This is a genomic window from Hydrogenovibrio halophilus DSM 15072 (genome assembly GCF_000384235.1).
Taxonomy (GTDB): Bacteria; Pseudomonadota; Gammaproteobacteria; order Thiomicrospirales; family Thiomicrospiraceae; genus Hydrogenovibrio; species Hydrogenovibrio halophilus.
In genome coordinates, this window is sequence record NZ_KB913033.1 from 1,937,612 (window position 1) to 1,963,234 (window position 25,623).

Below are 25,623 nucleotides of genomic sequence, written 5' to 3' on the forward strand. Positions count from 1 at the left end.
CGGGTTTTTGAGGGTCCTTCGGCTTTTCTTGGGACGACGGGTTTATTCGCCGGATAGAAAAAACGCGGCTCGATGGCCGCGTTTTGGTTGGTGCTTATCAGATGGAGACCGTGGTCACCATGCTCAGTAACCAGATCAGAAAGATGGAGCCGAAGGTCAGTATGGCTCCCCAGATGATGGCTTTCATTCCGCTCATTTAAGATCCCTCCAGATTGGCATAATACTGGGCCAGCGCTTCGATTTCGGCGTCGGTCAGTGGTTTGGCCAGTTGCGACATGCCCTGGCTGACGTCGTTGTGACGTTCGCCGTCTTTGTAGGCCTGCATGGTGCGTTGGAAATATTCCGGCACCTGTCCGGCCAGCGCCGGGGTGATGCCATTGCCCTGACCGTTCACGCCGTGGCACGAAGAGCAGGGCACCAGCAGCCGCGAGGCGTCGCCTTTTCGTACCAGTTTGTCGGCCATTTTAAAGCGTTCGTCCGACAGGTTCTGCTGAATTTCCCAATCGGACAAAGACTGGTCGGCATAAAACGCGGCCACATCAGCGATTTCCTGATCGCTCATGGCCTGAGCCAGCTTGACCATGATGTTGGCCTGGCCGTAATCTTCCCAGCGGCGGGCGTCGCGATAGTCCAGCATCATTTTCATGGTGTATTCCGGTGTTTGCCCGTTCAGTGAACTGAAATTACGCGAAGGGGACTGGCCGTTTTCGCCGTGACAGGAGGCGCACATCATTTGGGTGTGCACGGTCTGGCCCCGTTCGACATTGCCTTTGGGCATCTCGTTCAGTGTCTGGTTCAGAGACTGATGCGTCCAAGCCTCGGCCTTGAGCTTGTCGCCGTGGCCGCCGGCCAGCGCCAGCGCAGGCACCAGCACACAGGCACTGATGGCTGAGTGGATGGATGTTTTTTTCATAACCTTTTTCCCTTTTGAATCCATGGTTTCCGCCTTAATAGAACACGTCTTTGACGAATTCGCGGTGCCAGTTTTTCTGATAGACCGCTTCCAGAATCGGCTGGGCCGGTTTGTCGGTAATCTCTGACACGCCCGCTGAGTCGCCTTTGGGTTGAATCAGACCGTCGCGGACTTCGTAAATCGCGGCAATGGAGACGCCGTAATTCTGTCCGGCCAGGCTGTAGCAGACATTGGAATAAATGGCTCTGCCCGGCGATTCGCCTTTGAGCGTGTCGGCCACGGCTTTGGCGCAGACCTTGGCCTGCGAGTTGGCCGAGTAGCCGGATTTGGGCATGGCGTCGGCAATGGTGCTGTCGCCCAGCACATACACTTCATCATGGCGCATGGATTCAAAGGTGTGGCGATTGATCGGGCACCAGCCGGACTCGTCGGTCAGATCCAGATTTTGCGCCAGCTTTCCGGCCCGCTGGTTGGGGATGATGTTGATCAAGTCCGCCTGAAAATCTTCGACCACCGCCTGAACCTGATTGGTTTTCGGGTCCAGTCGCGTGACCTGGCCGCCATCGGAACCGGAAACCCACTCAATCAGGCTGTTATCGGTTTTGTAGCCATACAGGCGTTCCCACGCTTTTTTGAAGGGCACGTCTTTGGTGAAACGGTCCTTGGGATCGAGCACAATCACCTTGCCGGTGGGGTTGTGTTTTTTCAGGTATTCGGCAAAGAACGAAATCCGCTCATAAGGCCCCGGCGGACAGCGGAACGGGTTCTGCGGCGGGGCGATGATCGCGGTGCCGCCCTGTGGCAGGTTTTCCAGTTGCTGTTTCAGCTTGAGGGTTTGCGGCCCGGCTTTGTAGGCGTGCGGATGGGTGGTGTCGGCCACCTGTTCGTTGAAGCCTTCGATGTTGTCATAGACGAAATCGATGCCGGGGGAGACCACCAGTTTGTCGTAAGACACGACCTCGCCTTTCTGGGTGCGGACGGTTTTTTGGTCAAAGTCCGCGCCCACCACCCTGTCGATGATCACGTTTACATTGTATTTGGAACGAATCGTGTCCAGATTGAAAGTCAGTTCGTCCAGTGTGTGCATGCCCACCAGCACATCGTTGCTGCGCAGGCAGGTGATGTATTCCGGGTATTGCTCGATAATGGTGATTTTGACGTCCGGGTCGGCAAAGCGCAGGTATTTGGCAAAAGTGGACCCGCCGACGCCACCGCCCAGAATCACCACATGCGCGGCGGATTGGGCGAAGGCCTTGTTGCTGGCCCCGAAAATGCCGGTCGCGGCCACCGCAGAGGCCCCGAACAGTTTGACCAGATCCCGGCGTGTGATTTTGCGATCAAAGGTTTGTTGTTCCAGTCGGCTCATTGTTGACCTCCCATGGCGTTTTTGGCGGCCTCGGATGCCTTGTAGGCTTCCTCCAGCTCGGTGTTTTGCCAGGCTTTGTAGGGTTGTTTTTCAAACCAGATGGCCATGGCGTGGATTTCTTCGTCGGTAAAGCCGCGTGCGACCCGGTCCATGATCACCGCATCGCGCGAGCCGTCCCGATAGGCCAGCATGGCGCGCTCAAAGGTTTCCACCGGCAAACCGGCCAGCGGCGGCATGGCTTCGGTCATGGCCTGTCCGTTGGTGCCGTGACAGGGCGCGCATTGCTGCGCCATGGCTTCGCCCAATTTGGCTGTGATCGATGACGATTTGGCGTCGTCCTGCGCCTGCGCGGGTGTGCCTGCAAACAGGCTTAAGCTCAGGCACAGACCAGAAAGTCTGAGTGTGTTGTTTGTCATTGTTTTGCTCCTTTTACTGTGCCCAGACCCAAAAACCGACGGCAAAGAATTGCACCATCCATAGCAAGAGAATCCAGATGGCGGCGGTGCCCATGCGATCCACGGTGGCGCTGGGGGTATACACGCCTTTGGTCTGGCCGACCTTCCAGGCCACGGTGAGGTAATAGCTCAAAACAGCACCGCCCAATACCGCAAAGGTAATAAAGAACAGCGCGGTCGAGTACCAGTCCATCACCACCTTGTAGTCCATAAAGTCGTAGCCGAAAAAGCCTTCCAGAATGCCGTAGCGCAGCATTTCACGGGTGATGGCGACCACCAGGCCTGCCACCACGGCCATGGGCAAAGCCATGTAGCTGCAGAGGGGCGAATTGTCTTTGAGTCGAACCTTGGCCCAGAGCGCGTAGGCGACCAGTGCCACGCCCCCGGCAATGCCCCAGAAGGAGGTGCCGAAGTCACCGGCGGTGTCGGGCAGGGTCATCATCCAGCCGATGTAAAAGACCAGCGCGATGGCGGAACCGACCGAAATCCATTTTTTGCCTACTGCCGCGGCAAAGTCCAGATAGTCCATGTCGGCGTCTTCACGCACCATTTTGAAACGGCGGTAGGTCACCATCATGGCCCCGGCCACCGGAATCGCCATGCTGATAAAGAAGCCGAAGCGCCACAGGTTGCTGGCATGCAGTTTGGAGCCGGAATAGTCCATCTGTCCGTTTTGCATGTACCAGCTCTGCCACAGTTCCGGGTGCAGCATCTGCTTGGTCAGGTTGTGCATGATGTAGCCCACGACCAACAGCAGGATCACACTCAGAATCATCGACCAGCGCGCTTTGGGCGCGGTGTTTTTGTCCTGTTGCTTGGCGTTCTGGAAGTAATAGAAATACATCGACCAGTAAGCCAGAATCAGAATCAGGATAAAGGCGATGACCCAGTCGGCCGAGAGCACATTGGAGGTGTACCACTGCGGGTCATAGATGACCTGCACAAACAGCAGCGGGGCGACCCCGATCACAATCGCGACCGAAACCGAGACTTTGGCCACCTCGAGCATGGCCGCACTCAGGCGATGCCAGTAGGGGCGATTGCTGAACGCGCCCACCAGGGTGACCCCGGCGGTGCCCAGCATCAGTTGCACAAAGAAAATGTGCAGGGCAAAAGTGAGTACCCCCAGTGTCATAAAGACAATGGGATAGGTCGGAACCCCTGCGGGATTGCGCAGGGCATACATCATGTCGGTGATGTGTTGAACGTTTCCTGCATCCATTAGTTTGCCTCCTGTGAGGTTGCGGTGTTGAGGCTGACGATGGCGGCTTTTTGCTGCTGGCCGTCGCCGGATTCCTGCACCAGTGCTTTCTGTTTGCGCTCGGCAATTTCTTTGTCAATCGCCGCGGTGATCGCCTCTTGTCCGCCTTCGTTGTTGAGCAACAGGTAGGACGCCAGTGCCGTGACCTCTTTTTCGGTCATGGGCATTTTGGGCATGTAGGCGATGGTGCCGGGTTCGATCACGCCGCGAATGTAGTCTTCCATCCGAGCCTGAGTCATGCCCTCGGGGAAGTAGCGGTGCAGCGGACGGATCCCGGTACGGCTGGGCGAGTGGCAGTTGGAGCAATAGGTCATGGTGATGAATTCACCGGCCTGAATATGATTGCCTGCGTTCACCTCGCGCAAATGTTCCGGTGTGAAAGGGTGCGCTTTGAGCAAACCGACTTTCTCCAGCGTTGGCAATTGCGATTCGATGTCCATGCCGGGCACGTCGCGTCCGATCACCTGGTTGGAATAAACGTATTGACCGGCGACCCAGGGCTTGCGCATGGATTCGCGCGCGGTTTCTTCCGGCCACAGACCCGCCACCAGAATGATGATGGTCATGGCACCGGCAAAGCCCTGTACCAGCAAGCGCGGTTGAATCATGGTGACAATGAAATAACCCAAAGTCCCGGCCAGAACCGCCATGATGCTGGGTTCAAAATAATCGGGCAGACGGTTTTCCATCACCAGCAGCGCCTGTTCGGGCACGGAGGTGATGTACCACTGGAATAGGGCCGCGCCGATCAGGGTACTGATGATGCCCAGCCAGCCGAGTTTGCGTGTCATTTCCTTTTTGAAGGCCGCGTCCTTGATGGTGGAGACGACAATGCCCCCGACCACGGCGGTCATGGTGAACATAAAGGCGACCCGCATGCCCATCTGCACAAAGGTGTTGGTGCCGTAAAAGCCGTTGAGGTAACCGCCTTCGGCGAACCACTGTTCTTTGCCGGGCAGCATCATGAACGACAGTATGCCGATGATGATCACCATGGTCGCCAGTGAAGAAATCCCGAAAATCAGGGAAATTTTCATGTGGGTCTTTTTATCAACCTTACCCACCAGGTACACGATCATGTAAACCCCGACCACTTCGATCACAAAGAACACCCATTCGGTGGCCCACTTCCACACAAAGGAGTGAATCAGAGCGCCGATGCCATTGGGGCTGCCCACGGTGGTGGAGTACCAGATGCCGGGCCCGGTGATGGAACCGGCAACATAGGTGAACACCAGTAGAAACAGACCGTAGCGTTTGACGAAGTCCAGATAGTCCGGCCGGTCTTCCTTGTAGGAGCGGTAGGAGAGGTAAGCGAAAAGCATGGCCGCACCAACCGAGGTGTGGGAGGCGAGCACATGGAAGGTCGCAATGATCCCGATCACCCAGCCGGAGCCAAGATTGGGCTCAAACCAGGTGGGGTAGAGGCTGATCAGTTCCATAAGCCAATATCCTTATTTATTAAGTGGGTTTATCCTGAGCAAGGAAAATTTATAGTACGCAGTGAATTTTACGGATGGATGACACAATTGGAACTAGAAATAATTTATGTGGCTCGTGCATAAAAACTAATGATCTGGTCAAAATCGTTATCTATGGGAGGTTGAGAGGGCCTGTGCGTTGCACAATGGTTGCGAAATTTCGGCTTGTGCCGGATTAGAATGTGTATTCTAATAAGGTCATGTCATCCATTCAGCCCATTTCATCCACCAACGAGCCAGCGCCTTGGCCGCGTTCGTTTTTTTACAGTCTGAAGCTGCCGGCTTCACAGAAGAAGGTGTTGGATTCGGCGCTGGTGCTGTTTGACCAGCAGGGGTACTTCAGTACCTCCATTGCCGATCTGGTCACCCATTCCGGGGTCAGTTCCGGTTCGATTTATCATGCGTTTGGCGACAAGGAAACTATCGCCCGGCGTCTGATGCTGGCACTGCTGGAACAGTTGGAACAGGCGCAGACGCGGATCATCGGCGAGCATGACGGCGGCTGGGAGCGTTACCGCCATCTGGTGGACTGGATGATGGGCGAAGCGCAGACCCACCCGCACGCCATGCGCTTTATCCTGCAGGCGCGGCATCAGGAATTTTTGCCGGAGCAACCGCCGGTGTGTGCGCAGCAGCCGTTTGTGACCCTGCGCCGGGTGCTGGTGGAGGCGCAGAACGCCGGGGAAATCGCTTCCATGCCACCGATGCAGGCGGCGGCGCTGGCGTATGGGCCGGTGTTGCGTTGGATTCAGTTTTATTTGGACGGTTTGTTACCAGGCCTGGTCAAAAGTGAATGGCAATCACTGGCGCAACAGGCCTGGCAAAGTCTGGCAAACACATCAGAGCGCAAAGCGCAGAATGCAATCAAGGAGCAAGCATGAAGTTTTCAAAAACGTTATTGGCCTCGGCGATCATGGGGCTGTCAGTGAGCGCGCAGGCCAGTCAGGATCCGTATGTGGCGGGCTTTGATGCCTATGCAAAAGAAATGCAGGCGGCCAATGCCTCCACGGCCAGCTCGTTTGATACCTATGCCAAAGATGTGGCCGGAACCCTGAAAAAAGCCGGTTACATCGGTCCGACTCTGTCTTTGCCTGAGCCGGTCAAGGTGACCGATGGCGTCTACACGGTGGTCGGCAGCCTGATCTGGCACAACCCGACCAATTTCGGCTTGAACAACAACCTGACCTGGATGGAGTTCGAAGACGGCGTGTTTGTGTTCAATGCCGGACCCAACCCGGCTGTGGCCGGTTCGTTTCACCGCATGATCAAGGAACACACCGACAAGCCGGTCAAGTGGGTTGCGGTGGAAAACTCGCAGGGCCACGCTTATCTGGGCAGCAGTTACTGGGTCGATGTGGGGGTGAAAAACCTCTATTCGCATGACGTGGCCAACCAGGATTTTGACCAGAATTTTGATCACATCAAGCAGCATTGGGGCGAGCGGGTTGGTCATGAAATCACCGATTCGGCGCGCAATGTGTCGGATCAATTCACCGAATTCAGCGACAAAATGGTGGTGGACGTCGGTGGCGGCGAAGTGGTCGAGCTGTTGAACTTTGGGCCGGGTCACACGCCTGGGTCAACATTGGTGTATGTGCCGTCGCGCAATCTGCTGCTGACCGGCGATGTGGGCTACAACAGCCGCATGCTGGCGCTGTTTTCCTACACCAACACCCAGCACTGGGTCGAAACCTTTGAGACCATGATGGATTACGTGCCCGAAGACGTGCTGGTGATTCCGGGGCACGGCGCGCCGACCGATATGGCCACAGTGAAGGAAGACACCCACGATTATCTGGTGTACATGCACCAGGAAGTGGAAAAAGTGATTGAAGCGGGCGGCGACGCGACCGCAGCCGAAGGCATTGACCAGTCGATGTATTCCGACCGTTCGGTGTATGAGCAGACCTACAAAAACAACGCCCGCCACATTTTTAAGGAAATGACCGGCGGCGATCTGGGTGAAAATTTTGAATGATGGTTGCCTCCCGTAAAAATTCACACACCGACCCTTTCCAGTCGGTGGCTTGAACCGTTTGCGTTCGTTCTTGGCCTTCTTGCGTCTCTGACCGGAAGGTCTTTTTTTGTCTGTCACATGGCTGTCAGAGTGATCGATTACACTGGTGCTCTGGAAGAGGAGCAGCGAATATGAGACCTGGCAGTTGGGACGTGTTCTGGCGTTTTTTGTGGCTGGGGTGCCATGCCTTTGGCGGTCCGGCGGCGCATGTGGCGTTTTTTCAGCGCACCTTTGTTGAGCGGCTGGGCTGGTTTGAGGCGGCGGCGTTTGAACGCTGGCTGGTCTGGTCGCAGATGTTGCCGGGACCGGCCAGTTCTCAACTGGGCTTTTTGCTGGGGTATCAGCGCGCAGGATGGGGCGGCGCACTGGCGGCTTTTGTTGGGTTTACCTTGCCCACGGCCACCATTCTGGGCGTGTTTGGCTGGCTGGGACAAACCTATTATGCCAGTCTGGCCCCGCTGATGCAGGGCTGGCTTTGGGTGGCCGCTGCGGTGGTCTCACTGGCGGTGGTGCAAATGAGTTCGGCTCTGGGCAAACGCTGGGGTTTGTGGGGCATCGGAGTGTTGAGCGGCGCCCTGTTTTTGTTGACGCCGTTGCCCGTCTGGGGCTTGATTCTGTTTTGGGGCGGCGTGGGGGCCGTCTGGGGCTTTGTGCCTTTGCGGCCACAAGAACCCGTGACAGACGGGATGGCGGATGGCATGTTGCGGGAGCGTCGGCCAAGCCTGTGGCAGAGCCGTTTGCTGCTGTTGACGGCGCTGGCACTGTTTGGGTTGGCGCTTGCGTTACCGCTGGTGCTGACCACCCTCAGTGGCGTGTTTGCGCAATCGGTTCTCACCGGGTTTCAGGTGTTTGGCGGCGGGCATGTGATGTTGCCGTTGCTGGAACAGGACTGGGTTGCGCCCGAAGGCCCCTTGTCTGCCGAGGTGTTTATGGCCGGGTATGGCGCGGTGCAGGCCATGCCGGGGCCGATGTTCGCGTTTGCCAGTTTTCTGGGGATTCAGACGGTCGGTCTGGCCGGGGCGCTGGTGGCCACACTGGCCATTTTTCTGCCGGGGTTTCTGTTGTTGATGGGCGGGTTGCGTTATTACCAGGCCTGGCAGAAACAGCCCCGGATCGCCGGTGGGCTGGCCGCGATCTATGCGGTGGTGGTGGGGTTGCTGGCCGCCGCCTGGCTGAATCCGATTCTGGTGCATGCGTTGTCCCTGACCTCGGTCACACTGTCCGGCGTCACCAGCGGCCCCACTCTGCTCGCTTTGCTGATGCTGGCGATCAATCTGGTCTGGTTGCGCCGACAAGGACCGATTTGGGCGCTGTTGCTGCTCAATCCGCTGGTCGCCGGGTTTATGGCTCAGAGTTTATGAATCAGACTGCTTGAACGGGTGGTCGTAATCGGCCGGTTCGTCCGAGTAGGCGCACACATTCCAGTCCGCGGCCAGCCCGTCTTCGGCCAGACAACAATTCTGGAAAAACGCCTGAATCTCACTGCGCTGGCAATGGGCTTCAAAGCTTTCGATGTCGGCCCAGATTTCATGAAACACAATCGGAAAGCTTTCCCCGTCTGCAAACGGCGTGGTTAAGCGGCGCGTGACCACGTATTGCAGGCAGCCGTCTTCGCGCAAGGTATTGGGCTCCAGCGATTGCAAGGTCTCAAACAGGCGTTTTTCCTGGCCGGGTTTGGGCTGGAACTGGGCAGTGCAATAGACTTTCTTCGACATGAATTTTTCCTGATTTTAAACGAATGACCTGCGCCATTTTACGCGATTCACGGCCAGATTTGATAGACTGTCGTTTTCCTTTGTTACCGACTGACTGATGCCCCAATGATGACTGCCAATCATGTGATGATCGCCGCCAACAGCCGCCTGACCCGGACCCTGATGCAGCAACGGGTCACGGACGGGGTGATCGCCGAATCCCGTACGCGGGAGACGCCGGAGATTCTGACTTGGGAACAGTGGTGGCGTGACTGGGAAGCGCGTCAGGTGATTCAGGGACGACTTTCGGCGCAGACTTTGCCCCAGCGGGTGCTGAGCCCGTTTGAGGCCACGCAGCAATGGGCGCACCTTTTGCACCGGCATCTCAGCGACCAACCGGCGTTTGCCTTGTTTGACGGCCCGGACACGGCACGGGAACTTTACCAGGCCTGGTCGTTATGGCACGAATGCGTTCTGGGATTTGAGGGCGAATCGAGCCCGGTTGTGGCCACCGAAAACGATCTGGCCGCGTTTCTGGCGGAGCACAGTCATTCCGGTGAGGCCCGATTGTGGCACGCTCTGGCGGATCACTATCGCCAGTTTCTGCACCAACACCGTTTTCTGGATGGGCCGACGTATCAACGCTGGCGTTATCACCAGCTCAAAACCCAGGTGGAGGCGGGCGCGGCGGGTCTGCCGGAAACGCTGACTCTGGCCGGTTTTGATGAATGGCCTCCGGCCATGAGGTCGGTGATTGCGCTGATGCGAAATGCCGGGGTCACGGTAAACGAAGACGCCAGCGCCGAAGTCGCCCGACCACAGGTGCAAACCGCGGTGCTGCCCGATGCCCGCAGCGAATGGCACCAGGCGGCTCATTGGGCGGCGCAGACCCTGGCTGAATTGTCGGAGAGCCGCCCACTGGCGCAGATACGGATTGGTCTGGTGGCACCCGACTGGCAGGGCCTGCAACCGCATTTGAAGCGCGCACTGGATGAAGCATTGCATCAGACCTTTGGCCAGCCTTTGTCGGGGTTGTCCGACACCGCCGCATCCACGCCGTCTCTGGTCAATTTTTCCCAGGGCGACGCTCTCAGTCAGTTGCCGATTGTCGACAATGCGCTGCAGACGCTGGATCTGGCTTTGCAGCCGGAAAAACCCCTTTCTTACCAGGTCTGGTCAGATTGGCTCTGTTCGCCTTATACCGCTGGCTTGCGCACTCAGCGACAGGCGCTGGACAAGCGTTTGCGCCGCTGGCAGTGGTCGCAGGTGGTCTGGCCGTCGTTGCTGAAACACCTCAAAACCGAGGCATCGGGCCATGCGCGTCTGCCCACCCGGCTGGCGCGCGGGTTTGAGACGGTGCTGGCACGCGAGGCCGTTTCCCGTGTGAGTGTGGGCGAGTTTGTCGAGCGGGCGCGTCAGCTTCTGGCCGACCTGGCCTGGGCCGATCCGGCGGGTTCTTCCAGCAAAGCCGCCTCAGACGTTTCTTTCGCAGGCGAAAAGACCAGTCTCAGCAGCCGCGAGCAGCAACAGAAACAGGCGTTTCTGGAGGCGCTGGACGCTTTCGCCGGTCTGTCCCTGAGTCCGTGCGAGCAGCGTCCGCATCAGTGGCTGACCCTGTTGCGCCGATTTCTGTCGGAACGGGTGCATCAGCCGGAATCGTTGGCGGAAGCGCCGATTCAGGTGATGGGGATGCTCGAAGCCGGTGGGCAGGCGTTTGATGCGCTCTGGGTGTTGCAATTGACCGATCAGAACTGGCCGCGTCCGCCCAAACCCAATGCGTTTTTGCCGGTGGCGCTTCAGCGCGCGCATGCCTGTCCCCGCAGCAGTGTGGAACGCGAGTTTGATTATGCCCAAGGCGTGACCGAACGTTTGCGTCAGTCCGCGCCACAGAGTGTCTGGTCTTACCCGCGTCTGGATGGCGAGGCCACGGTGCTGCCTTCGCCGCTGATCGAGGCTGTCTTGCTGGCCGACCGGGATCAGGCTTCGCCATCGGCGACGTCGTATGCCGTCGAAGGTGCCCGGCCGGATTTGATTGCCCGACAGGCAGTGGCAGACCCTGTGATCTGGGTGCGGGACGACCGCGCGCCGCCAGTGGAAGCCGGAGAGGAATTGCCCGGCGGTGTGGGCATTCTGACCGCCCAGAGTCAATGCCCGCTGATGGCTTTTATGGACTTCCGCCTCGGGGCCCGTTATGGGCTGGAAGAGGTGGAAGACGGGGTGCCCCGGCACCATCTGGGCACGCTGGTGCACTGGGTGCTGGAACACTTCTGGCGGGCGCAACGCACGCAGGCGCAGTTGCTGGCTCTGTCCGATTCCGAACGCGAAACGCGGGTGGCCGATCTGGTGCAAGAGGGACTGGCGGAACTGGCCGACCGTTATCCCGCCACGCTGCTGAAACTGGAGCAGCGCCGCTTGACCCGGCTGGTACTGGATTGGCTGGCACTGGAAGCGGCCCGTTCGCCGTTTGAGGTGGTGGCGTTTGAGCAGGCGTATCCGATTGAACTGGCGGGCATGCGGCTTCAGATCAAGGTGGATCGGGTGGATGCGCTGGCCGGAACCGCGCCGGAGCAGCGCCATTTGCTGCTGGATTACAAAACCGGCAAAGCCAGCGCCAAAGACCTGTGGCAATGGCCGATCAAAGCGCCCCAGTTGGCCGCTTATCTGTATGCGGTGGACGATGTGGGCGCACTGGGTTATGGCATTCTGCACAGCGACGACGGTGTGCGGGTATCGGCGCTGCTGGCGGATGGCGAAGCGATTGAACTGACCGGCCGCCAGATTGATGTGTCTGCCGAGGCGAAAAAAGACGGGCGGACCGATTTTGACCAGGCCTGGTATGAAGCCTTGCAGACTTTGAAACAACAGGTCTGGCAACTGGCCGAAGGCATTCAGCAGGGGGACGCGGCGATGTGTCTGATGCCCGGTCGCAGCGAAAAGGATCTGGCCTATGCCGCCGCCCAGCTGGCAATGCGACTGCCCGAAGCCCGTTATCAATGGGAAGAAGCCAATCATACCGAGCCCATGACCGATCCCATCACCGACCCCGCCACCGACACTCAGGAGACGCAGGCATGACCCAATCTTCGTTGCCCTTTGACGATGCGGACCACCTGCCCGAAAACGTTTCGCAGGAACATTCGTTACAGGCCGCCGTCTGGCAGACGCTGACGGTGGATGCCGGGATCGACGACGGTCAGGCCCGTTATCAGGCGGTGGACCCGACTCAGTCGTTCATTGTTCAGGCCCCGGCGGGGTCGGGCAAAACCGCGTTGCTGACCCAGCGTTTTCTGAGTTTGTTGTCGGTGGTGGACGCGCCGGAAAACATTGTCGCCATGACCTTTACCAAAAAAGCCGCGGCCGAAATGCGCGAACGGGTGGTCGCGGCCTTGGCCGAAGCCAAAAAGCCCCTGAGCGCCGGAAGCAATGTGTTTGAGCAGAATACCCATCGGCTGGCACAGGCGGCGTTGCAGCGTGATCGCCAATGCGGCTGGCGGCTGGAACACAATCCCGGCCGTCTGCGCATTCGCACCATCGATTCGTTGAACAGCTATCTGGTTCAGCAGATGCCTTATCTGTCGCGTCACGGTATGGCCAGTCAGATTGCCGATCAGCCGGAAGCCTTGTATCGGCAAGCGGCCAACCGGGCCTTGAGCGATTGCGAGGATGCCCAGGCGGAAGCCGCGGTGATGACGCTGCTGCGGCTGGTCAATGGTTCCTATGCTCGCGCCCAGAACCAGTTGGCCGACATGCTGGGCAAACGCGATCAGTGGATGGGCAGTCTGCTGCCGTTTCTGGCGGGCGAAGACGACGCCGAAGCCGATCATGCGGCGCGGGACATGTTGCAGACCGCGCTCAACGATCTGGTGCAGCAGGAAACCCGTGCCGCGTTGGCCCGGTTGACGCCATTGACCCGAATTCTGAACGAGGCGGTGGCTTTGGCGCGTGTGGCCCAGGCCAATGGTGCCAAGGGGCTGGAAGGCGTGGCTCTGCCGGAAGGGCTGGACGCCGGTTCGGATCGGTCGGTCTGGCGGACACTGGCGGACTGGCTGCTCACCGGAAAAGGCGAGTGGCGAAAGAAAATGAACAAGCAGCAGGGCGTTCTGTCGCCCTCCGAGGTCAAGGGCGAAGAAAAAGTTCAGCGCCAACAGTACAAAGAGCAGGTTGAAGCATGCCTGCTCGGCTTGCGTGAGGCCGATGCCGATCAGCAGGCCGCGGCGGCGCTGGCGACTCTGGCCGGACTGCCCGACCCGGCTTACGACGACGAATCCTGGCAAGCGTTGCAGCACCTGCTGCATCTGCTGCGCCGGGCGGCGGCCCATCTGAAACTGGTGTTTCAGCAGCAGGGCGAAAGCGATTACATTGAAATCGCCCAGGCCGCGTCCCGTGCCCTGGGTGAGCCGGATGCGCCCACCGATTTTGCCCAGCAACTGGATTACCGATTGCAGCATTTGCTGATCGATGAGTTTCAGGACACCTCGGTGTCGCAGTTTGCGCTGCTGGAAAAACTGATCGCCGGTTGGTCGCCCGGCGATGGCCACAGTCTGTTTCTGGTCGGCGACCCGATGCAGTCGATTTACCGCTTTCGGGAAGCCGAAGTGGCCAATTTTCTGCAGGCCTGGCACCACGGTTTGGGCCAGTTGGCGCTGACCTCGCTGACCCTGACTGTGAACTTTCGCGCCAGCCGGGGCCTGGTCGATTGGGTCAATCAGGCCTTCGCCACTGTGATGCCGCCCGAAGACGACATGACCACCGGGGCCGTGTGTTTTGCCCCGGCGCAATCGCAAAAGCATGACCCGGCCGAGACGGTTCAGTGTCATGGCGGGTTTGAACCGGAAACCGATCTGGCGCAGGTGGTGGCGCAGGTGCGTCAATGGCAACAGACCCGGCCCGATGGGGCCACGCTCGGCATTCTGGGTCGCAGCCGCAGCCACCTCAAACCGATTGCCCAGGCGCTGAAAGACGCCGACATCGCTTTTCGTGCGGTGGAATTGGAAGCCCTGTCCGAGCGGCAGGAAATTCAGGATTTGCAGGCACTGACGCTGGCGTTGACGCATCTGGAAGACCGCGCCGCCTGGCTGGCGCTGCTGCGCTCGCCGCTGGTGGGCTTGTCTCTTGAGGACCTGTTCGCGTTGCTGGGGGATCGGGCCCGTTTTCATGATGCCGTCTGGTCGGCCCTGACCGATTCGCAACGGGTGCAGACGCTGACCGAGGCAGGGCAGGCGGCGCTGGCACAGGCCATGCCGGTGCTGGCCGATGCCTTGCGGCTGGAGGGCGCGCTGCCGCTGAGCGAGCGGGTGATGCAGGCCTGGTTGCAACTGGGCGGGGCCCGCACCCTGACCACGGAAACGGCCCGCGACAACGCCCGGGTCTGGCAGCGGATGCTGATGGAACTGGAGATGGCCGGTACGTCCGTGTCTGGCCCCACGCTGGCGCAGGCACTGGCCGATCTGTATGCCTTGCCCGATACGTCGCAGGCCGCCGAACAGGTGCAGTTGATGACCATTCACAAGTCCAAGGGGCTGGAGTTTGATACGGTGATTCTGCCGTCTCTGGCCAAAACCGGCCGCAGTGATGACGAGCCTTTGGTGCAGTGGTTGAGTTTCAAACAGGACGACGCGCTGGGACAGACCCAGACCCGCTGGGTGCTGGCCCCGCTGATGCAAAAGGGCAAATCCGCGCGCGCCCAGGCGGACACTCGGCTGAACCAGCTGATCAAAACCTTTGACCAGCGCAAGCAGCGGCATGAATTGTCGCGTCTGCTCTATGTGGCCACCACCCGGGCCAAGCGCTGCCTGCACCTGTTTGTGTCCATGCCGCCGGGCCGCAAGGCGTTTGACGACCCGGAAAACCTGACCCCGCCCAAGGGCAGCTTGCTCGACATTTTGTGGCCGGTGCTGGACACGACCCTGCGGGACCGTTTTGTCCAGTGGGTGGAGCAAGGCGGAGAACCCGAACGCAACGACGACGAGCCCCAGGCCAGTGCGGTTGCCAAGGTGGCGCGCCGCCGCCCGGATGTGCCTGCGTTTGAGCCGTTGACGCCCGGATCGCCAGTGGGACAGGAAAATTACCAGGCCTGGTTAAAACAGCAATCGCAGTGGCAGCGCTATCAACAGCGGCATCAGCCCAGTGCGACTCAGACTTCCGAGTCAGTGGGGGCGGAAATGCCGCAGAGGGAGTCGGCCTCAAAAGCCAACCTCGCCGGTTCGGCAGCCGACAGCGTGTTTGGCAAGACGGTCGGCAATCTGGTGCATCAGGTGCTGCAGCACTGGGCGCTGGCGGAAAACGCTGAGGCGGATCTGGCTCGATTGGAAACCCTGCAGCCCTGGCTGCGTCAGCAATTGGGTGCGGCATTGCCGTCTGCGCAAGTGGCGGCGGCGCTGACGCGGGTGATGGCCTGTCTGCACAATGCCCTGAATCATCAGCGGGTGCGTTGGGCATTGAGTGATGACCACCTGTCTGCCCACTCGGAATGGGCCCTGTCGGAAGTGGTGCCGATGGGGGATCAGGCCCTGGGTTTGCACACAAAGGTTCTGCATACGGTGGTGGACCGCGCACTGGTAGATGAGCGGGGACGGCGCTGGATCATCGACTACAAAACCAATGCCGGACCGACGATGCTGACTGAGGCAGACAAAGCGGCGTTTGTCGAGCAGATGAAACAGGCTTATGCGCCTCAGCTCGGCCGTTACGGTGAGTTGATTGCCCGGCTGGAATCGCGCCCCCAGACGCAGGTGCTGTATCTGTGTGCGCTGGACGCCTGGGTGGTGGTCCGGGAAGAACCGGACGCGCAAGTGGATTGATAATTGCTTGTGCAGAGAGTAATATCTCGCTAACGCATTCGGATGGAGGAAATCTGGTGGCACAAGAATCGAAGATGAAAGAGTTTTTGACCTTTAAATTGGGCAAGGAAGAGTTCGCGGTGGCGATTGACCGCGTTCAGGAAATCCGCGGCTGGGAAAAACCAAGCCCCTTGCCCAATGTGCCCAGTTACGTCAAAGGCGTGGTGGATCTGCGCGGTACGGTGGTGCCGGTGCTGGATCTGCGCGAACGCTTCAAACTGCGCGCGGAAGTGGACGCCACCACGGTGGTGATTGTGGTTCAGATTCTGACCGCTCAGGGCGAGCGGGTGGTGGGTCTGGTGGTGGACGCGGTTTCGGACGTGCATGCGTTCGACATGAATGCGCTGCAACCGCCACCGGACATTTCCAGTTCGGTCGACAACCATTTCATGCAGGGGCTGGCCACGATCAGCGAATCCGGCAAAGCGGTGACCAAGACCCAGGACATCAATCAGAAAGACCCGAATGCCAAAGTCGAAAAAGGGCATATGGTGATCTTGATTGACATTGACCGTCTGGCCACAGACGGTTTGTTGGAACAGGTCGCGAATGTGGACGATGTGCCGCTTCGCAACGGCTAGCATCCTGTCGGATCAAGCCTGCGGAATGACGCGGTTCGACTGCCCGGCATCAATTTGACGGACGTTTTTGGATGGCGTGTCTGGGCGTCAGGCGCGTCGGAGCCGTTGGTTCCACCCGATCCGGGTGGTCCAGATTGAAGTGAAGCCCGCGGCTTTCCTTGCGCTTGATCGCGCTTTTGATCATCAGTTCCGCCACTTCGGTCAGGTTGCGCAGTTCCAGAAAATCGCTGCTGACCGTGTGGTGGCGGTAAAACTCATGGATTTCGTCCTTGAGCATCCGCATCCGTTTCAGCGCCCGCTGCAGCCGCTTGTCGGTGCGGACAATGCCCACATAATCCCACATCACCCGCCGAACCTCATCCCAGTCATGACTGACCAGCACTTTTTCCTTGGGCTGGGTGACCTGACGGTCGTCCCAAACAGGAATTCGACTTTCACACAGCGACAAGGCCGGGTCAAAGCTTTCCAGAATCGATTCGTAAGCGGTTTGCGCAAACACCAGTCCTTCCACCAATGAATTGCTGGCCAGCCGGTTGGCCCCGTGCAGGCCGGTGTAGGCGGTTTCGCCAATGGCATAGAGATGGTCGATCTCGGTCTGGCCGTGCAGGTCGGTGGTGATCCCACCGCAGGTGTAGTGGGCGGCTGGGACCACCGGAATCGGGTCGCGGGTGATGTCGATGCCGACCTTGAGGCAACGCGCATAAATGGTGGGAAAATGGTTGAGGATAAAGGCTTCCGGTCGGTGACTGATGTCGAGGTAGACACAGTCGAGGCCGTGGGTTTTCATTTCCTGATCAATGGCGCGTGCGACCACGTCGCGCGGGGCCAGCTCGGCCCGTGAATCGTAGTTCGCCATAAAGGCGGTGCCGTCCGGGCGTTTTAAAATCCCGCCTTCGCCCCGAACCGCTTCGGAAATCAGAAACGAACGGTCTTTGGGGTGAAACAGACAGGTCGGATGAAACTGGTTGAATTCCATATTGGTGACCGAACAGCCCGCACGCCAGGCCATGGCTATGCCGTCGCCAGTGGAGGTGTCCGGGTTGCTGGTGTACAGATAGGCCTTGGACGCGCCGCCAGTGGCCAGAACGGTTTTCTGGGCCACCAGTGTGGCCACAATCTGGGTGCTCTGGTTCAGAACATAGCTGCCCAGACACTCACGTCGGTCTTCGGACAGAATCAGGTCCACGGTCATGTGATTGGGCATCAGGGTAATATTGGCCGTTTGTTTGACCTGATCCAGCAGGGTTTCGGTCACTGATTTGCCGGTATGGTCGGCGGCGTGAATCACCCGGCGGTGGCTGTGACCGCCTTCCTGGGTCAGATGGTAGCTCTCCGCATCGTGTTTGCTGAAAGGCACGCCCAGATCAATCAGTTCGTAAATGGCTTCGGCCCCTTTTTCCGCCACCAGACGCACGGCTTCGGGGTCGCACAGACCGGCACCGGCTTCGATTGTGTCTTCAATGTGGGATTCCACCGAATCGAACGGGTCCAGCACCGCCGCAATGCCGCCCTGAGCGTAAACCGAACTGCCTTCATTGAGCGAGGCTTTGGCCACCACCATGACCTTGGCGTGTCTGGCCAGTTTCAGGGCGACCGAGAGGCCGGCAATGCCGCTGCCGATTACCAGAATGTCGGTGCAGTATTTGGGGTAAGTCTGTGAGGTCATCTGTCAGCCTGTTGTGTCAGTGAGGCAACGCCGGGTGCCGAAAGCCTTGAAAATCTGCATAATGGTAGCATAAAGCATGGAACACTTAAGCCGTGATGCCAAACGTTGATGGCAGCCACTCTGGCAGCCAAGGAGAGATTTGTGAATCCGACCCACCCGCAAGACCTGACCACGGCGTCAGAACAGATACTGGCCGAAGGCGAGGTGATTGAGCTGGACGGCGATCAGGCGCTGGTGCGCACCCATTCACAGAGTGGCTGCGGGGGCTGTCAAAGCCAGAAAACCTGTGGTACCGGCGTGTTGGCCAACTGGCTGGTGCCGCAGGCACAGAACGAAATCTGGGTCGACAATACCCTGGGCGTGCAGCTCCATGATTCGGTGCGCCTGTCCATGAAAAAGTCAGAATTAATCAAACATTCGCTGATGGGGTATGGGTTACCCTTAATCGGTCTGTTTTCGGGCGGTGCCCTGGCGACCGTGCTCTGGCCGTCTTCGAGCGGTTTTTCAGAAGCCATGACCGCGATTTTCGCGTTTGGCGGTCTGCTGTTGGGCTGGTGGTTGCCCAGAAAAGTCTGGGTGCCCCACAAGCCGGCACTGCATGACGCATTATTAAAGGAGAAACAGGAATGATAAAAAGCAACGCCGCAATGGGGCCGTCTCCAAAGGCCGCACACTTTATCAAGGTCGCGGCCAATGGGTTGGTTTTGCTCCTGGTGCTGATGACCCTCAACCTGGCACAGGCGCAGGCCAAGCCACCAACGGAAGGCACTGCTGCGCAAGGGGCACCCGGCATGATGTTGCCGGATTTTTCAAAGCTGGCGCGTGATCACAGCCCGACGGTGGTCAACATCAGTACCACCCGCGAGGTTGAGCAGCGGGTGCCGCCTCAGTTCCGGGGGCTGCCGGATGAAATGCTGCGGCATTTTTTCGGTATGCCCGGTCAGGGACAGGGCGAAGGCGATGAACGTCCCAGCCGCAAGGAATCCTCTCTGGGGTCCGGCTTTATCATTTCGGAAGACGGCTTTATTGTCACCAATCACCACGTGATCGATGGCGCGGACGACATTGTGGTCAAACTCAGTGATCGCCGGGAAATGGCTGCAGAAGTGGTTGGGTCCGATAAACGCTCGGACATCGCACTGCTCAAAATTGACGCCGAAGGGTTGCCGGTAGCCGACATCGGCACGGCCAAAAATTTGCAGGTCGGTCAGTGGGTGCTGGCCATCGGCGAACCGTTTGGGCTGGATTATTCGGTGACACATGGCATTGTCAGTGCGTTGGGACGCACTTTGCCCAATGACACCTATGTGCCCTTTATTCAGACCGATGTGCCGATCAACCCCGGCAATTCCGGTGGGCCTTTGTTGAACACCGCTGGGGAAGTCGTGGGCGTGAACGCCCAGATATTCAGTAATAGCGGCGGCTCCATGGGACTGTCGTTTTCGATTCCGATCGACATTGCGATGAATGTGGTCAAGCAGCTCAAGGAAAACGGCAAGGTGGTTCGCGGTTTCCTCGGTGTGGGCATTCAGGAAGTCTCGGGCGATCTGGCGGAAAGCTTTGGCATGGAACGGCCGATGGGCGCACTGGTCAACTCGATCTCGCCGGATTCGGCCGCCGAAGCGGCTGGCGTGGAACCGGGCGATGTGATTCTGTCCTTTGCCGGGAAAACCATTGACAAGTCCGGTGACCTGCCTCCGGTCGTCGGGTCGTCTCCGGTGGGCGAACCGTTGCAGATGACCATTCTGCGCAATGGTGAGCGTCAGAAATTGACGGTGGAACTCAAGGCATTGGGTGACATGGCCGTGGCCGAGCGTCGTCAGGCGCCCGAAAGCGAAGGCCCGGATCGCAATGATGCGCTGGGCGTGGCGGTGGAAGCTGTGCCGGAAGAGGCCCTGGCCCAGCGTGATCTGCCGTTCGGCGTGGGCATCAGCGATGTCAAACACGGTGGCCCGGCCTACAATGCCGGCATGAAACCCGGCGACATTCTGGTGACCATCAATTTTCAGCCGGTCAAAACGGTGGCGCAATTCAATCAGCTGATGGAAAACATGCCCAAAGGGCGTTCCATCCCCATACGCATTGTGCGTGGCAAACGCTCGATGTTTTTGCCGGTCGTGCTGGAATAGGAAGGACGACGCGGCAACAAAGATGCGTTTTCCGTTCAGATCACGTAAAATAGCGTCAATTCATTGACCCGCTGAGTGTTTTCGCTCAGCGTTCCCCTTGAAAAGGGGCCAAAAGGGTGACTTGTCACCCTTTTTTTTATTCTTCTGTTTTATTTTGAACCGTTTTTACTTGAGGCAGGCATGGCCACACAGCTCAAACACATACGAAATTTTTCCATTATTGCGCACATTGACCATGGCAAATCCACGCTTTCGGATCAGTTTATCCGTTTGTGTGAGGGCCTGACCGAACGTGAAATGTCCGAGCAGGTTCTGGATTCGATGGACCTGGAAAAAGAGCGGGGCATTACCATCAAGGCGCAGAGTGTCACGCTGAACTACCCGGCGGACGATGGCAATGTCTATCAGCTCAATTTCATCGACACGCCGGGGCATGTGGATTTTTCCTATGAAGTGTCGCGCTCACTGGCCGCCTGCGAAGGCGCTTTGCTGGTGGTGGACGCGTCTCAGGGGGTCGAGGCCCAGACCGTGGCCAACTGTTACACCGCGATTGAGCAGGGACTGGAAGTGTTGCCGGTGCTCAATAAAATCGATCTGCCCGCCGCCGAACCGGAACGGGTGGTGGACGAAATCGAAGAAATCATCGGCATTGAAGCCCATGACGCGGTTCAGGCCAGCGCCAAGTCCGGGATCGGGGTCAAGGAGACGCTGGAAGAAATCGTCAAGAAAATCCCGCCGCCGGAAGGCGATGTGGATGCGCCCTTGAAAGCCCTGATCATCGATTCCTGGTTTGATAACTACCTGGGCGTGGTGTCGCTGGTACGACTGATTGACGGCACCATCGGCAAAAAAACCAAAATGCGCGTCTCCTCCACCGGCGAAGAATACCTGGTGGATCAGGTCGGGGTGTTCAATCCCAAGCGCACCCCGACCAAGTTTTTGCGCGCCGGGGAAGTCGGCTTTGTGATCGCCGGGATTAAGGACATTGATGGCGCGCCGGTCGGGGATACGCTGATGGAGGCCGGGCGCGTGGTGGATCGTCTGCCCGGGTTCAAACCGGCGCAGCCCCGCGTTTTTGCCGGGTTGTTTCCGATCAGCTCCGAAGATTTCGAAGATTTGCGCGAGGCTTTGCGCAAGCTGCGTTTGAACGATGCGGCCCTCTATTTTGAGCCGGAAAGCTCGGACGCGCTTGGGTTCGGGTTCCGTTGCGGTTTCCTGGGCATGTTGCACATGGAGATCATTCAGGAGCGGCTGGAGCGCGAATACGGTCTGGACCTGATCACCACCGCGCCGACGGTGGTGTATGAGGTGGTGACCAAAAAAGGCGAAACCCTGAACATCGACAACCCTTCCAGTCTGCCGGACTTGGCGACGGTGGAAGAAATTCGCGAGCCGATCATTGTGGCCAATATTCTGGTGCCGGAAGAATTTGTGGGCGCGGTGATGAAGCTCTGCATTGAAAAACGCGGGGTTCAGAAAGACATGCAGTATGTGGGCAAACAGGTGTCGCTGACTTACGAAATGCCTTTGAACGAAGTGGTGCTCGACTTTTTTGACCGGCTGAAATCCACTTCACGCGGTTATGCGTCGATGGAATACGAGTTCCGTCGTTTCCAGGCCGACGATCTGGTCAAGCTGGAATTTCTGGTCAACAGTGAGCCGGTGGATGCGCTGGCGGTGATTGTTCACCGTTCCAAATCGGTGCCGCGCGGCAAGATGCTGATCGAAAAACTGCGCAAAATTATTCCGCGTCAGATGTTCGATGTCGCCATTCAGGCCGCAATTGGTGCTAAAATTATCGGCCGGACCAATGTGAAAGCCTTACGTAAAAATGTGACCGCCAAATGCTATGGCGGCGATGTTTCGCGTAAAAAGAAACTGCTGCAGAAGCAGAAGGAAGGCAAAAAGCGCATGAAGTCCATCGGCAGTGTGGAACTGCCACAGGAAGCGTTTCTGGCCGTGCTCGATACGTCGGAAGACGACTGAATTTTTACCAGGCCTGGTCAATTTTGTCATGAATTGCCCGGCCAAAGCCTTGGATTTTGAAAGGCGCAGACACAGCAAAGTGAGCCAATAGCATGAGTTTTGAACTGATTCTGGTGATTGTCACCGCCATCACCGGCGTGATTGTCTATGTGGATAAGGCGGTGTGGGCACCCAAGCGGGCTCGATCGGTCACCGGCGATAAACAGCCGGTGGTGGTCGAGTACGCCCGCTCACTGTTTCCGGTGTTTCTGATTGTGCTGGTGTTGCGCTCCTTTGTGATCGAGCCCTTTCGGATTCCGTCCGGCTCCATGTACCCGACCCTGCAAATCGGGGATTTTATTGTGGTCAATAAGTTCGCCTACGGAATCAAGCTGCCGGTGACCCAGACCAAACTGATCGACACCGGCGAACCCGAACGCGGGGACGTGGCCGTGTTCAAATACCCCAAGGACCCGGATGTGGATTACATCAAGCGCATTGTGGGTTTGCCGGGGGATGAGATTTCCTATATTGAGCGCACCTTGTTTGTGAACGGACGCTCGGCGATGCAGCATTCGCTGGGGGACTACGATGGTAACGGAGCCGGGGATGTGATGGACGGCACGGCGCTGATACTGGAAACCCTGGGAGACCGCCAGCACCGGATTCTGCTTGATCATGCCAAATCCAGTCAGGATCTGGTGTCGGTGACCGTCCCGGACGGGCATTATTTTGTGATGGGCGATAACCGCGATCACAGTAACGACAGCCGTTTCTGGGGCTTTGTACCGGAAAAGAATCTCAAAGGGGAGGCTTTCGGCATCTGGATGAACTGGGACGATGGCATTGATTTCAACCGCATCGGCAAGGGCATTGACTGATGGGCGCAGAAACCGAACAGGAAAAACGCTTGGGCCAGCTTTCGGCCAAGTTGGGCTACACGTTTAAAGACCCGTCGTTTCTGGTGCGGGCCCTGACGCATCGGAGCATGGGCGCCAAAAACAATGAACGGCTGGAATTTCTGGGCGACAGCCTGGTCAATTTCATGATTGCCGATGCCTTGTTCCATCAGTTTGGTGGCATTTCAGAAGGCGATCTGAGCCGGGTCCGGGCCCATCTGGTCAAGGGCGAAACCCTGGCCAAAATCGGCCGCGAATACGACCTTTCCGATTATCTGATGCTGGGGCCCGGTGAGTTGAAAAGTGGCGGTTACCGCCGGTCGTCGATCATTGCCGATGCGGTCGAAGCGATCATCGCGGCGGTGTACGAAGACGGCGGGCTGGACGCCTGTCGGGACTTCGTCACCCGCATTTATCAGGGGCGGATGGCCGATCTGGACCCGGACAAGGTGGGCAAAGACCCCAAAACCCGTTTGCAGGAAATTCTGCAGGCACGACAGGCCGACCTGCCCGAGTATTCGGTGATCAGTGTCAATGGCCCGGCCCACGCGCAGGAATTTACCATCAGTTGTTTTGTCGGGACAATGGATCGTAAATTTGAAGCCGTGGCCACCAGCCGCCGCAAGGCCGAGCAATTGGCGGCCGAAGAAGCATTGCAAGTATTGGAAAAAGGGAATGACGATGACGGATAGCGCCTATCGCGCCGGGTTTGTGGCCGTCGTGGGTCGCCCCAATGTGGGCAAGTCCACACTGATGAACTGCCTGATCGGACAAAAACTCAGCATCACTTCGCCCAAGCCGCAGACCACGCGCCATCGCATTCATGGCGTGGTCACCAACGACCAGGCGCAGATTGTGTATGTGGACACCCCCGGGATGCATCTGGGGGCGGAGAAATCCCTCAACCGCATTATGAACCGTACCGCCAGTGGCGCGCTTTCGGGCGTGGATGTGATTGTGATGGTGGTGGAAGCCGGCCGCTGGTCGCGTGAAGACGAAGCGGTGGCTCAGAAATGCGCCCAGCAGTCGATTCCGTTGATCATTGCCATCAACAAAATCGATCTGTTCAAAGACAAATATTCGCTGTTGCCTTACCTGGAAAAGGTCGGCAAGAAAGTGGCCTACGACGAGATCATTCCGCTGTCGGCCTACAACCAGTCGGGCATCAAAACCCTGCAGGAAGCGCTGGTGTCCCGGTTGCCCGAGCAACCGATGATTTTCCCGGAAGAGACGCTCACCGACCGTTCCACCCGCTTTCTGGCATCGGAAATCATTCGTGAAAAACTGATGCGTTTGCTGGGGGCCGAGGTGCCTTATGGGGTTACGGTGGAAATCGAACGCTTTGACTGGGACGAGGCCGCCAATCGCTGGGAAGTGCACGGGCTGATTCTGGTGGAACGCCCCGGGCAGAAAATGATTGTGATCGGCAAAAAAGGTCAGTTGCTCAAACAGGTGGGCATTCAGGCCCGTCGGGACTTGATCCAGCTGATGGACGCGCGGGTGCATCTGGAACTTTGGGTCAAAGTGAAGGAAAACTGGTCCGACGACGACCGGGCGCTGGCCAGCTTGGGCTATGATCCGAACATTTGACGCCGCAATACCGTCACACACGGCGATGCGCCGCTGATGGCACTGGAAATCAGCCAGCCCGGCTATGTTCTGCACCAGCGTGCCTATCGCGAAACCAGTGCGCTGGTCACCTTTCTGACCCCGCAACAGGGCAAGGTCACCGCGGTGGTTCGCGGATTGCGTTCGGGTCGAAAAAACGGGGCCGGTCGGCGTGCTCTGTGTCAGCCGTTTCAGCCATTGCATCTGAGTTGGCGCGAAGGCCGACGGGATCTGGTGAATCTGGCCGGGATGGAAGCCGCAGGCATCCGCTTTCCCCTGTTTGGCGAAGCCGGGTTCTGCGGGCTCTATGTCAATGAGCTGATTTATCGGCTTTTGTATCCGGGCGTGGCGGTCGATCCGTTTTTTCAGGCTTACGAACAAACCCTGTATCAGCTGGCCGATGCCGAAAACCGCGCCGACCAGGCCTGGCAATTGCGTCAGTTTGAATGGGTACTGCTCGATACTTTGGGCGTGCGCATCAACTTTACCGAAACCGTGGATGCGGAGCCGATCAGCGCCAGCGGGCATTATGCTTTCCGGGCCGGGGTCGGGTTTGCGCCCGTGGATCAGACCAGCGCCGAACGGGCTTTGCCCGGTCGGTGCCTGCAAGCGTTTTCACAGGGTCAGTATGATCCGCAGTGTCTGAGCGTGTGGCGTTTTGTCTTTCGACAGGCGATTGATCAGGCATTGGGCGGCCAGCCAATTCAGGCCAGAGCCTTGTTTACACCAAACTCATACCAAGATTGAGA

General features: G+C 58.3%; 20 protein-coding genes. 13 read left to right on the top strand and 7 right to left on the bottom strand.

Annotation, left to right across the window (positions count from 1 at the left end):
* Positions 1-196: 196 nt before the first annotated feature.
* The 5 genes from A377_RS0109345 to A377_RS0109365 are packed head-to-tail and all read right to left on the bottom strand — an operon-like array spanning position 197 to position 5,437.
* Positions 197-913 carry a c-type cytochrome gene (locus tag A377_RS0109345; RefSeq protein WP_019896074.1) on the bottom strand — a complete coding sequence of 239 codons (717 nt, stop codon included), beginning with the start codon at positions 911-913 and terminating at the stop codon, positions 197-199.
* A gap of 34 nt (positions 914-947) precedes the next feature.
* Entirely contained in the window at positions 948-2,279 is a 1,332-nt protein-coding gene (locus tag A377_RS0109350) for an NAD(P)/FAD-dependent oxidoreductase (RefSeq protein WP_019896075.1), read from the bottom strand.
* On the bottom strand, positions 2,276-2,695 hold the full coding sequence (locus A377_RS12345; protein ID WP_019896076.1) for a c-type cytochrome: 420 nt from the start codon (positions 2,693-2,695) through the stop codon (positions 2,276-2,278). The genes A377_RS0109350 and A377_RS12345 overlap by 4 nt, the downstream gene beginning before the upstream one ends.
* A 13-nt stretch (positions 2,696-2,708) precedes the next feature.
* Complete coding sequence (locus tag A377_RS0109360) at positions 2,709-3,956, bottom strand: hypothetical protein (protein ID WP_019896078.1); 1,248 nt, start codon at positions 3,954-3,956, stop codon at positions 2,709-2,711.
* Positions 3,956-5,437 (bottom strand): c-type cytochrome, encoded by a 1,482-nt coding sequence (locus tag A377_RS0109365; RefSeq protein WP_019896079.1) that lies wholly within the window; start codon positions 5,435-5,437, stop codon positions 3,956-3,958. The genes A377_RS0109360 and A377_RS0109365 overlap by 1 nt, the downstream gene beginning before the upstream one ends.
* 239 nt (positions 5,438-5,676) lie before the next feature.
* On the opposite strand from A377_RS0109365, the gene A377_RS12350 reads away from it, so the two are divergent.
* The 3 genes from A377_RS12350 (at position 5,677) to chrA (ending at position 8,854) form a co-directional block, all read left to right on the top strand.
* Complete coding sequence (locus tag A377_RS12350; RefSeq protein WP_019896080.1) at positions 5,677-6,357, top strand: TetR/AcrR family transcriptional regulator; 681 nt, start codon at positions 5,677-5,679, stop codon at positions 6,355-6,357.
* Positions 6,354-7,454: an MBL fold metallo-hydrolase gene (locus A377_RS0109375; RefSeq protein ID WP_019896081.1), complete on the top strand. Its 1,101-nt coding sequence runs from the start codon at positions 6,354-6,356 to the stop codon at positions 7,452-7,454. The genes A377_RS12350 and A377_RS0109375 overlap by 4 nt, the downstream gene beginning before the upstream one ends.
* Positions 7,455-7,624: 170 nt before the next feature.
* The gene (gene chrA, locus A377_RS12355) at positions 7,625-8,854 is read left to right on the top strand and encodes a chromate efflux transporter (protein ID WP_019896082.1); all 1,230 of its coding nucleotides are present in this window, start codon (positions 7,625-7,627) and stop codon (positions 8,852-8,854) included.
* Here the strand turns inward: chrA and A377_RS0109385 are convergent.
* Complete coding sequence (locus A377_RS0109385) at positions 8,849-9,208, bottom strand: putative quinol monooxygenase (RefSeq protein WP_019896083.1); 360 nt, start codon at positions 9,206-9,208, stop codon at positions 8,849-8,851. The genes chrA and A377_RS0109385 overlap by 6 nt on opposite strands.
* 105 nt (positions 9,209-9,313) lie before the next feature.
* On the opposite strand from A377_RS0109385, the gene A377_RS0109390 reads away from it, so the two are divergent.
* The 3 genes from A377_RS0109390 (at position 9,314) to A377_RS0109400 (ending at position 16,607) form a co-directional block, all read left to right on the top strand.
* A complete protein-coding gene (locus tag A377_RS0109390) occupies positions 9,314-12,262 on the top strand; it encodes a PD-(D/E)XK nuclease family protein (protein ID WP_019896084.1) in 2,949 nt (982 codons plus the stop codon).
* Positions 12,259-15,987 (top strand): UvrD-helicase domain-containing protein, encoded by a 3,729-nt coding sequence (locus tag A377_RS12360; RefSeq protein ID WP_019896085.1) that lies wholly within the window; start codon positions 12,259-12,261, stop codon positions 15,985-15,987. The genes A377_RS0109390 and A377_RS12360 overlap by 4 nt, the downstream gene beginning before the upstream one ends.
* Positions 15,988-16,061: 74 nt before the next feature.
* On the top strand, positions 16,062-16,607 hold the full coding sequence (locus tag A377_RS0109400; RefSeq protein WP_019896086.1) for a chemotaxis protein CheW: 546 nt from the start codon (positions 16,062-16,064) through the stop codon (positions 16,605-16,607).
* Between the two features lie 49 nt (positions 16,608-16,656).
* On the opposite strand, the gene nadB is transcribed toward A377_RS0109400, so the two are convergent.
* On the bottom strand, positions 16,657-18,273 hold the full coding sequence (gene nadB, locus A377_RS0109405) for an L-aspartate oxidase (RefSeq protein ID WP_019896087.1): 1,617 nt from the start codon (positions 18,271-18,273) through the stop codon (positions 16,657-16,659).
* A gap of 141 nt (positions 18,274-18,414) precedes the next feature.
* Between nadB and A377_RS12845 the strand changes: the two genes are divergently transcribed.
* The 7 genes from A377_RS12845 to recO all read left to right on the top strand — a co-directional run bounded on the left by A377_RS12845 (position 18,415) and on the right by recO (position 25,621).
* A complete protein-coding gene (locus tag A377_RS12845; protein WP_157760820.1) occupies positions 18,415-18,903 on the top strand; it encodes a SoxR reducing system RseC family protein in 489 nt (162 codons plus the stop codon).
* Complete coding sequence (locus A377_RS0109415; protein WP_019896090.1) at positions 18,900-20,402, top strand: DegQ family serine endoprotease; 1,503 nt, start codon at positions 18,900-18,902, stop codon at positions 20,400-20,402. The genes A377_RS12845 and A377_RS0109415 overlap by 4 nt, the downstream gene beginning before the upstream one ends.
* 180 nt (positions 20,403-20,582) lie before the next feature.
* Positions 20,583-22,388 (top strand): translation elongation factor 4, encoded by a 1,806-nt coding sequence (gene lepA / locus A377_RS0109420; RefSeq protein ID WP_019896091.1) that lies wholly within the window; start codon positions 20,583-20,585, stop codon positions 22,386-22,388.
* A gap of 92 nt (positions 22,389-22,480) precedes the next feature.
* A complete protein-coding gene (lepB, locus tag A377_RS0109430) occupies positions 22,481-23,248 on the top strand; it encodes a signal peptidase I (protein WP_019896093.1) in 768 nt (255 codons plus the stop codon).
* Positions 23,248-23,958: a ribonuclease III gene (rnc, locus tag A377_RS0109435; RefSeq protein ID WP_019896094.1), complete on the top strand. Its 711-nt coding sequence runs from the start codon at positions 23,248-23,250 to the stop codon at positions 23,956-23,958. Before lepB ends, rnc begins: the two co-directional genes overlap by 1 nt.
* Entirely contained in the window at positions 23,948-24,856 is a 909-nt protein-coding gene (era, locus tag A377_RS0109440) for a GTPase Era (protein WP_019896095.1), read from the top strand. The genes rnc and era overlap by 11 nt, the downstream gene beginning before the upstream one ends.
* A gap of 36 nt (positions 24,857-24,892) precedes the next feature.
* On the top strand, positions 24,893-25,621 hold the full coding sequence (gene recO, locus A377_RS0109445; protein WP_019896097.1) for a DNA repair protein RecO: 729 nt from the start codon (positions 24,893-24,895) through the stop codon (positions 25,619-25,621).
* The last annotated feature ends 2 nt before the right edge of the window (positions 25,622-25,623 follow it).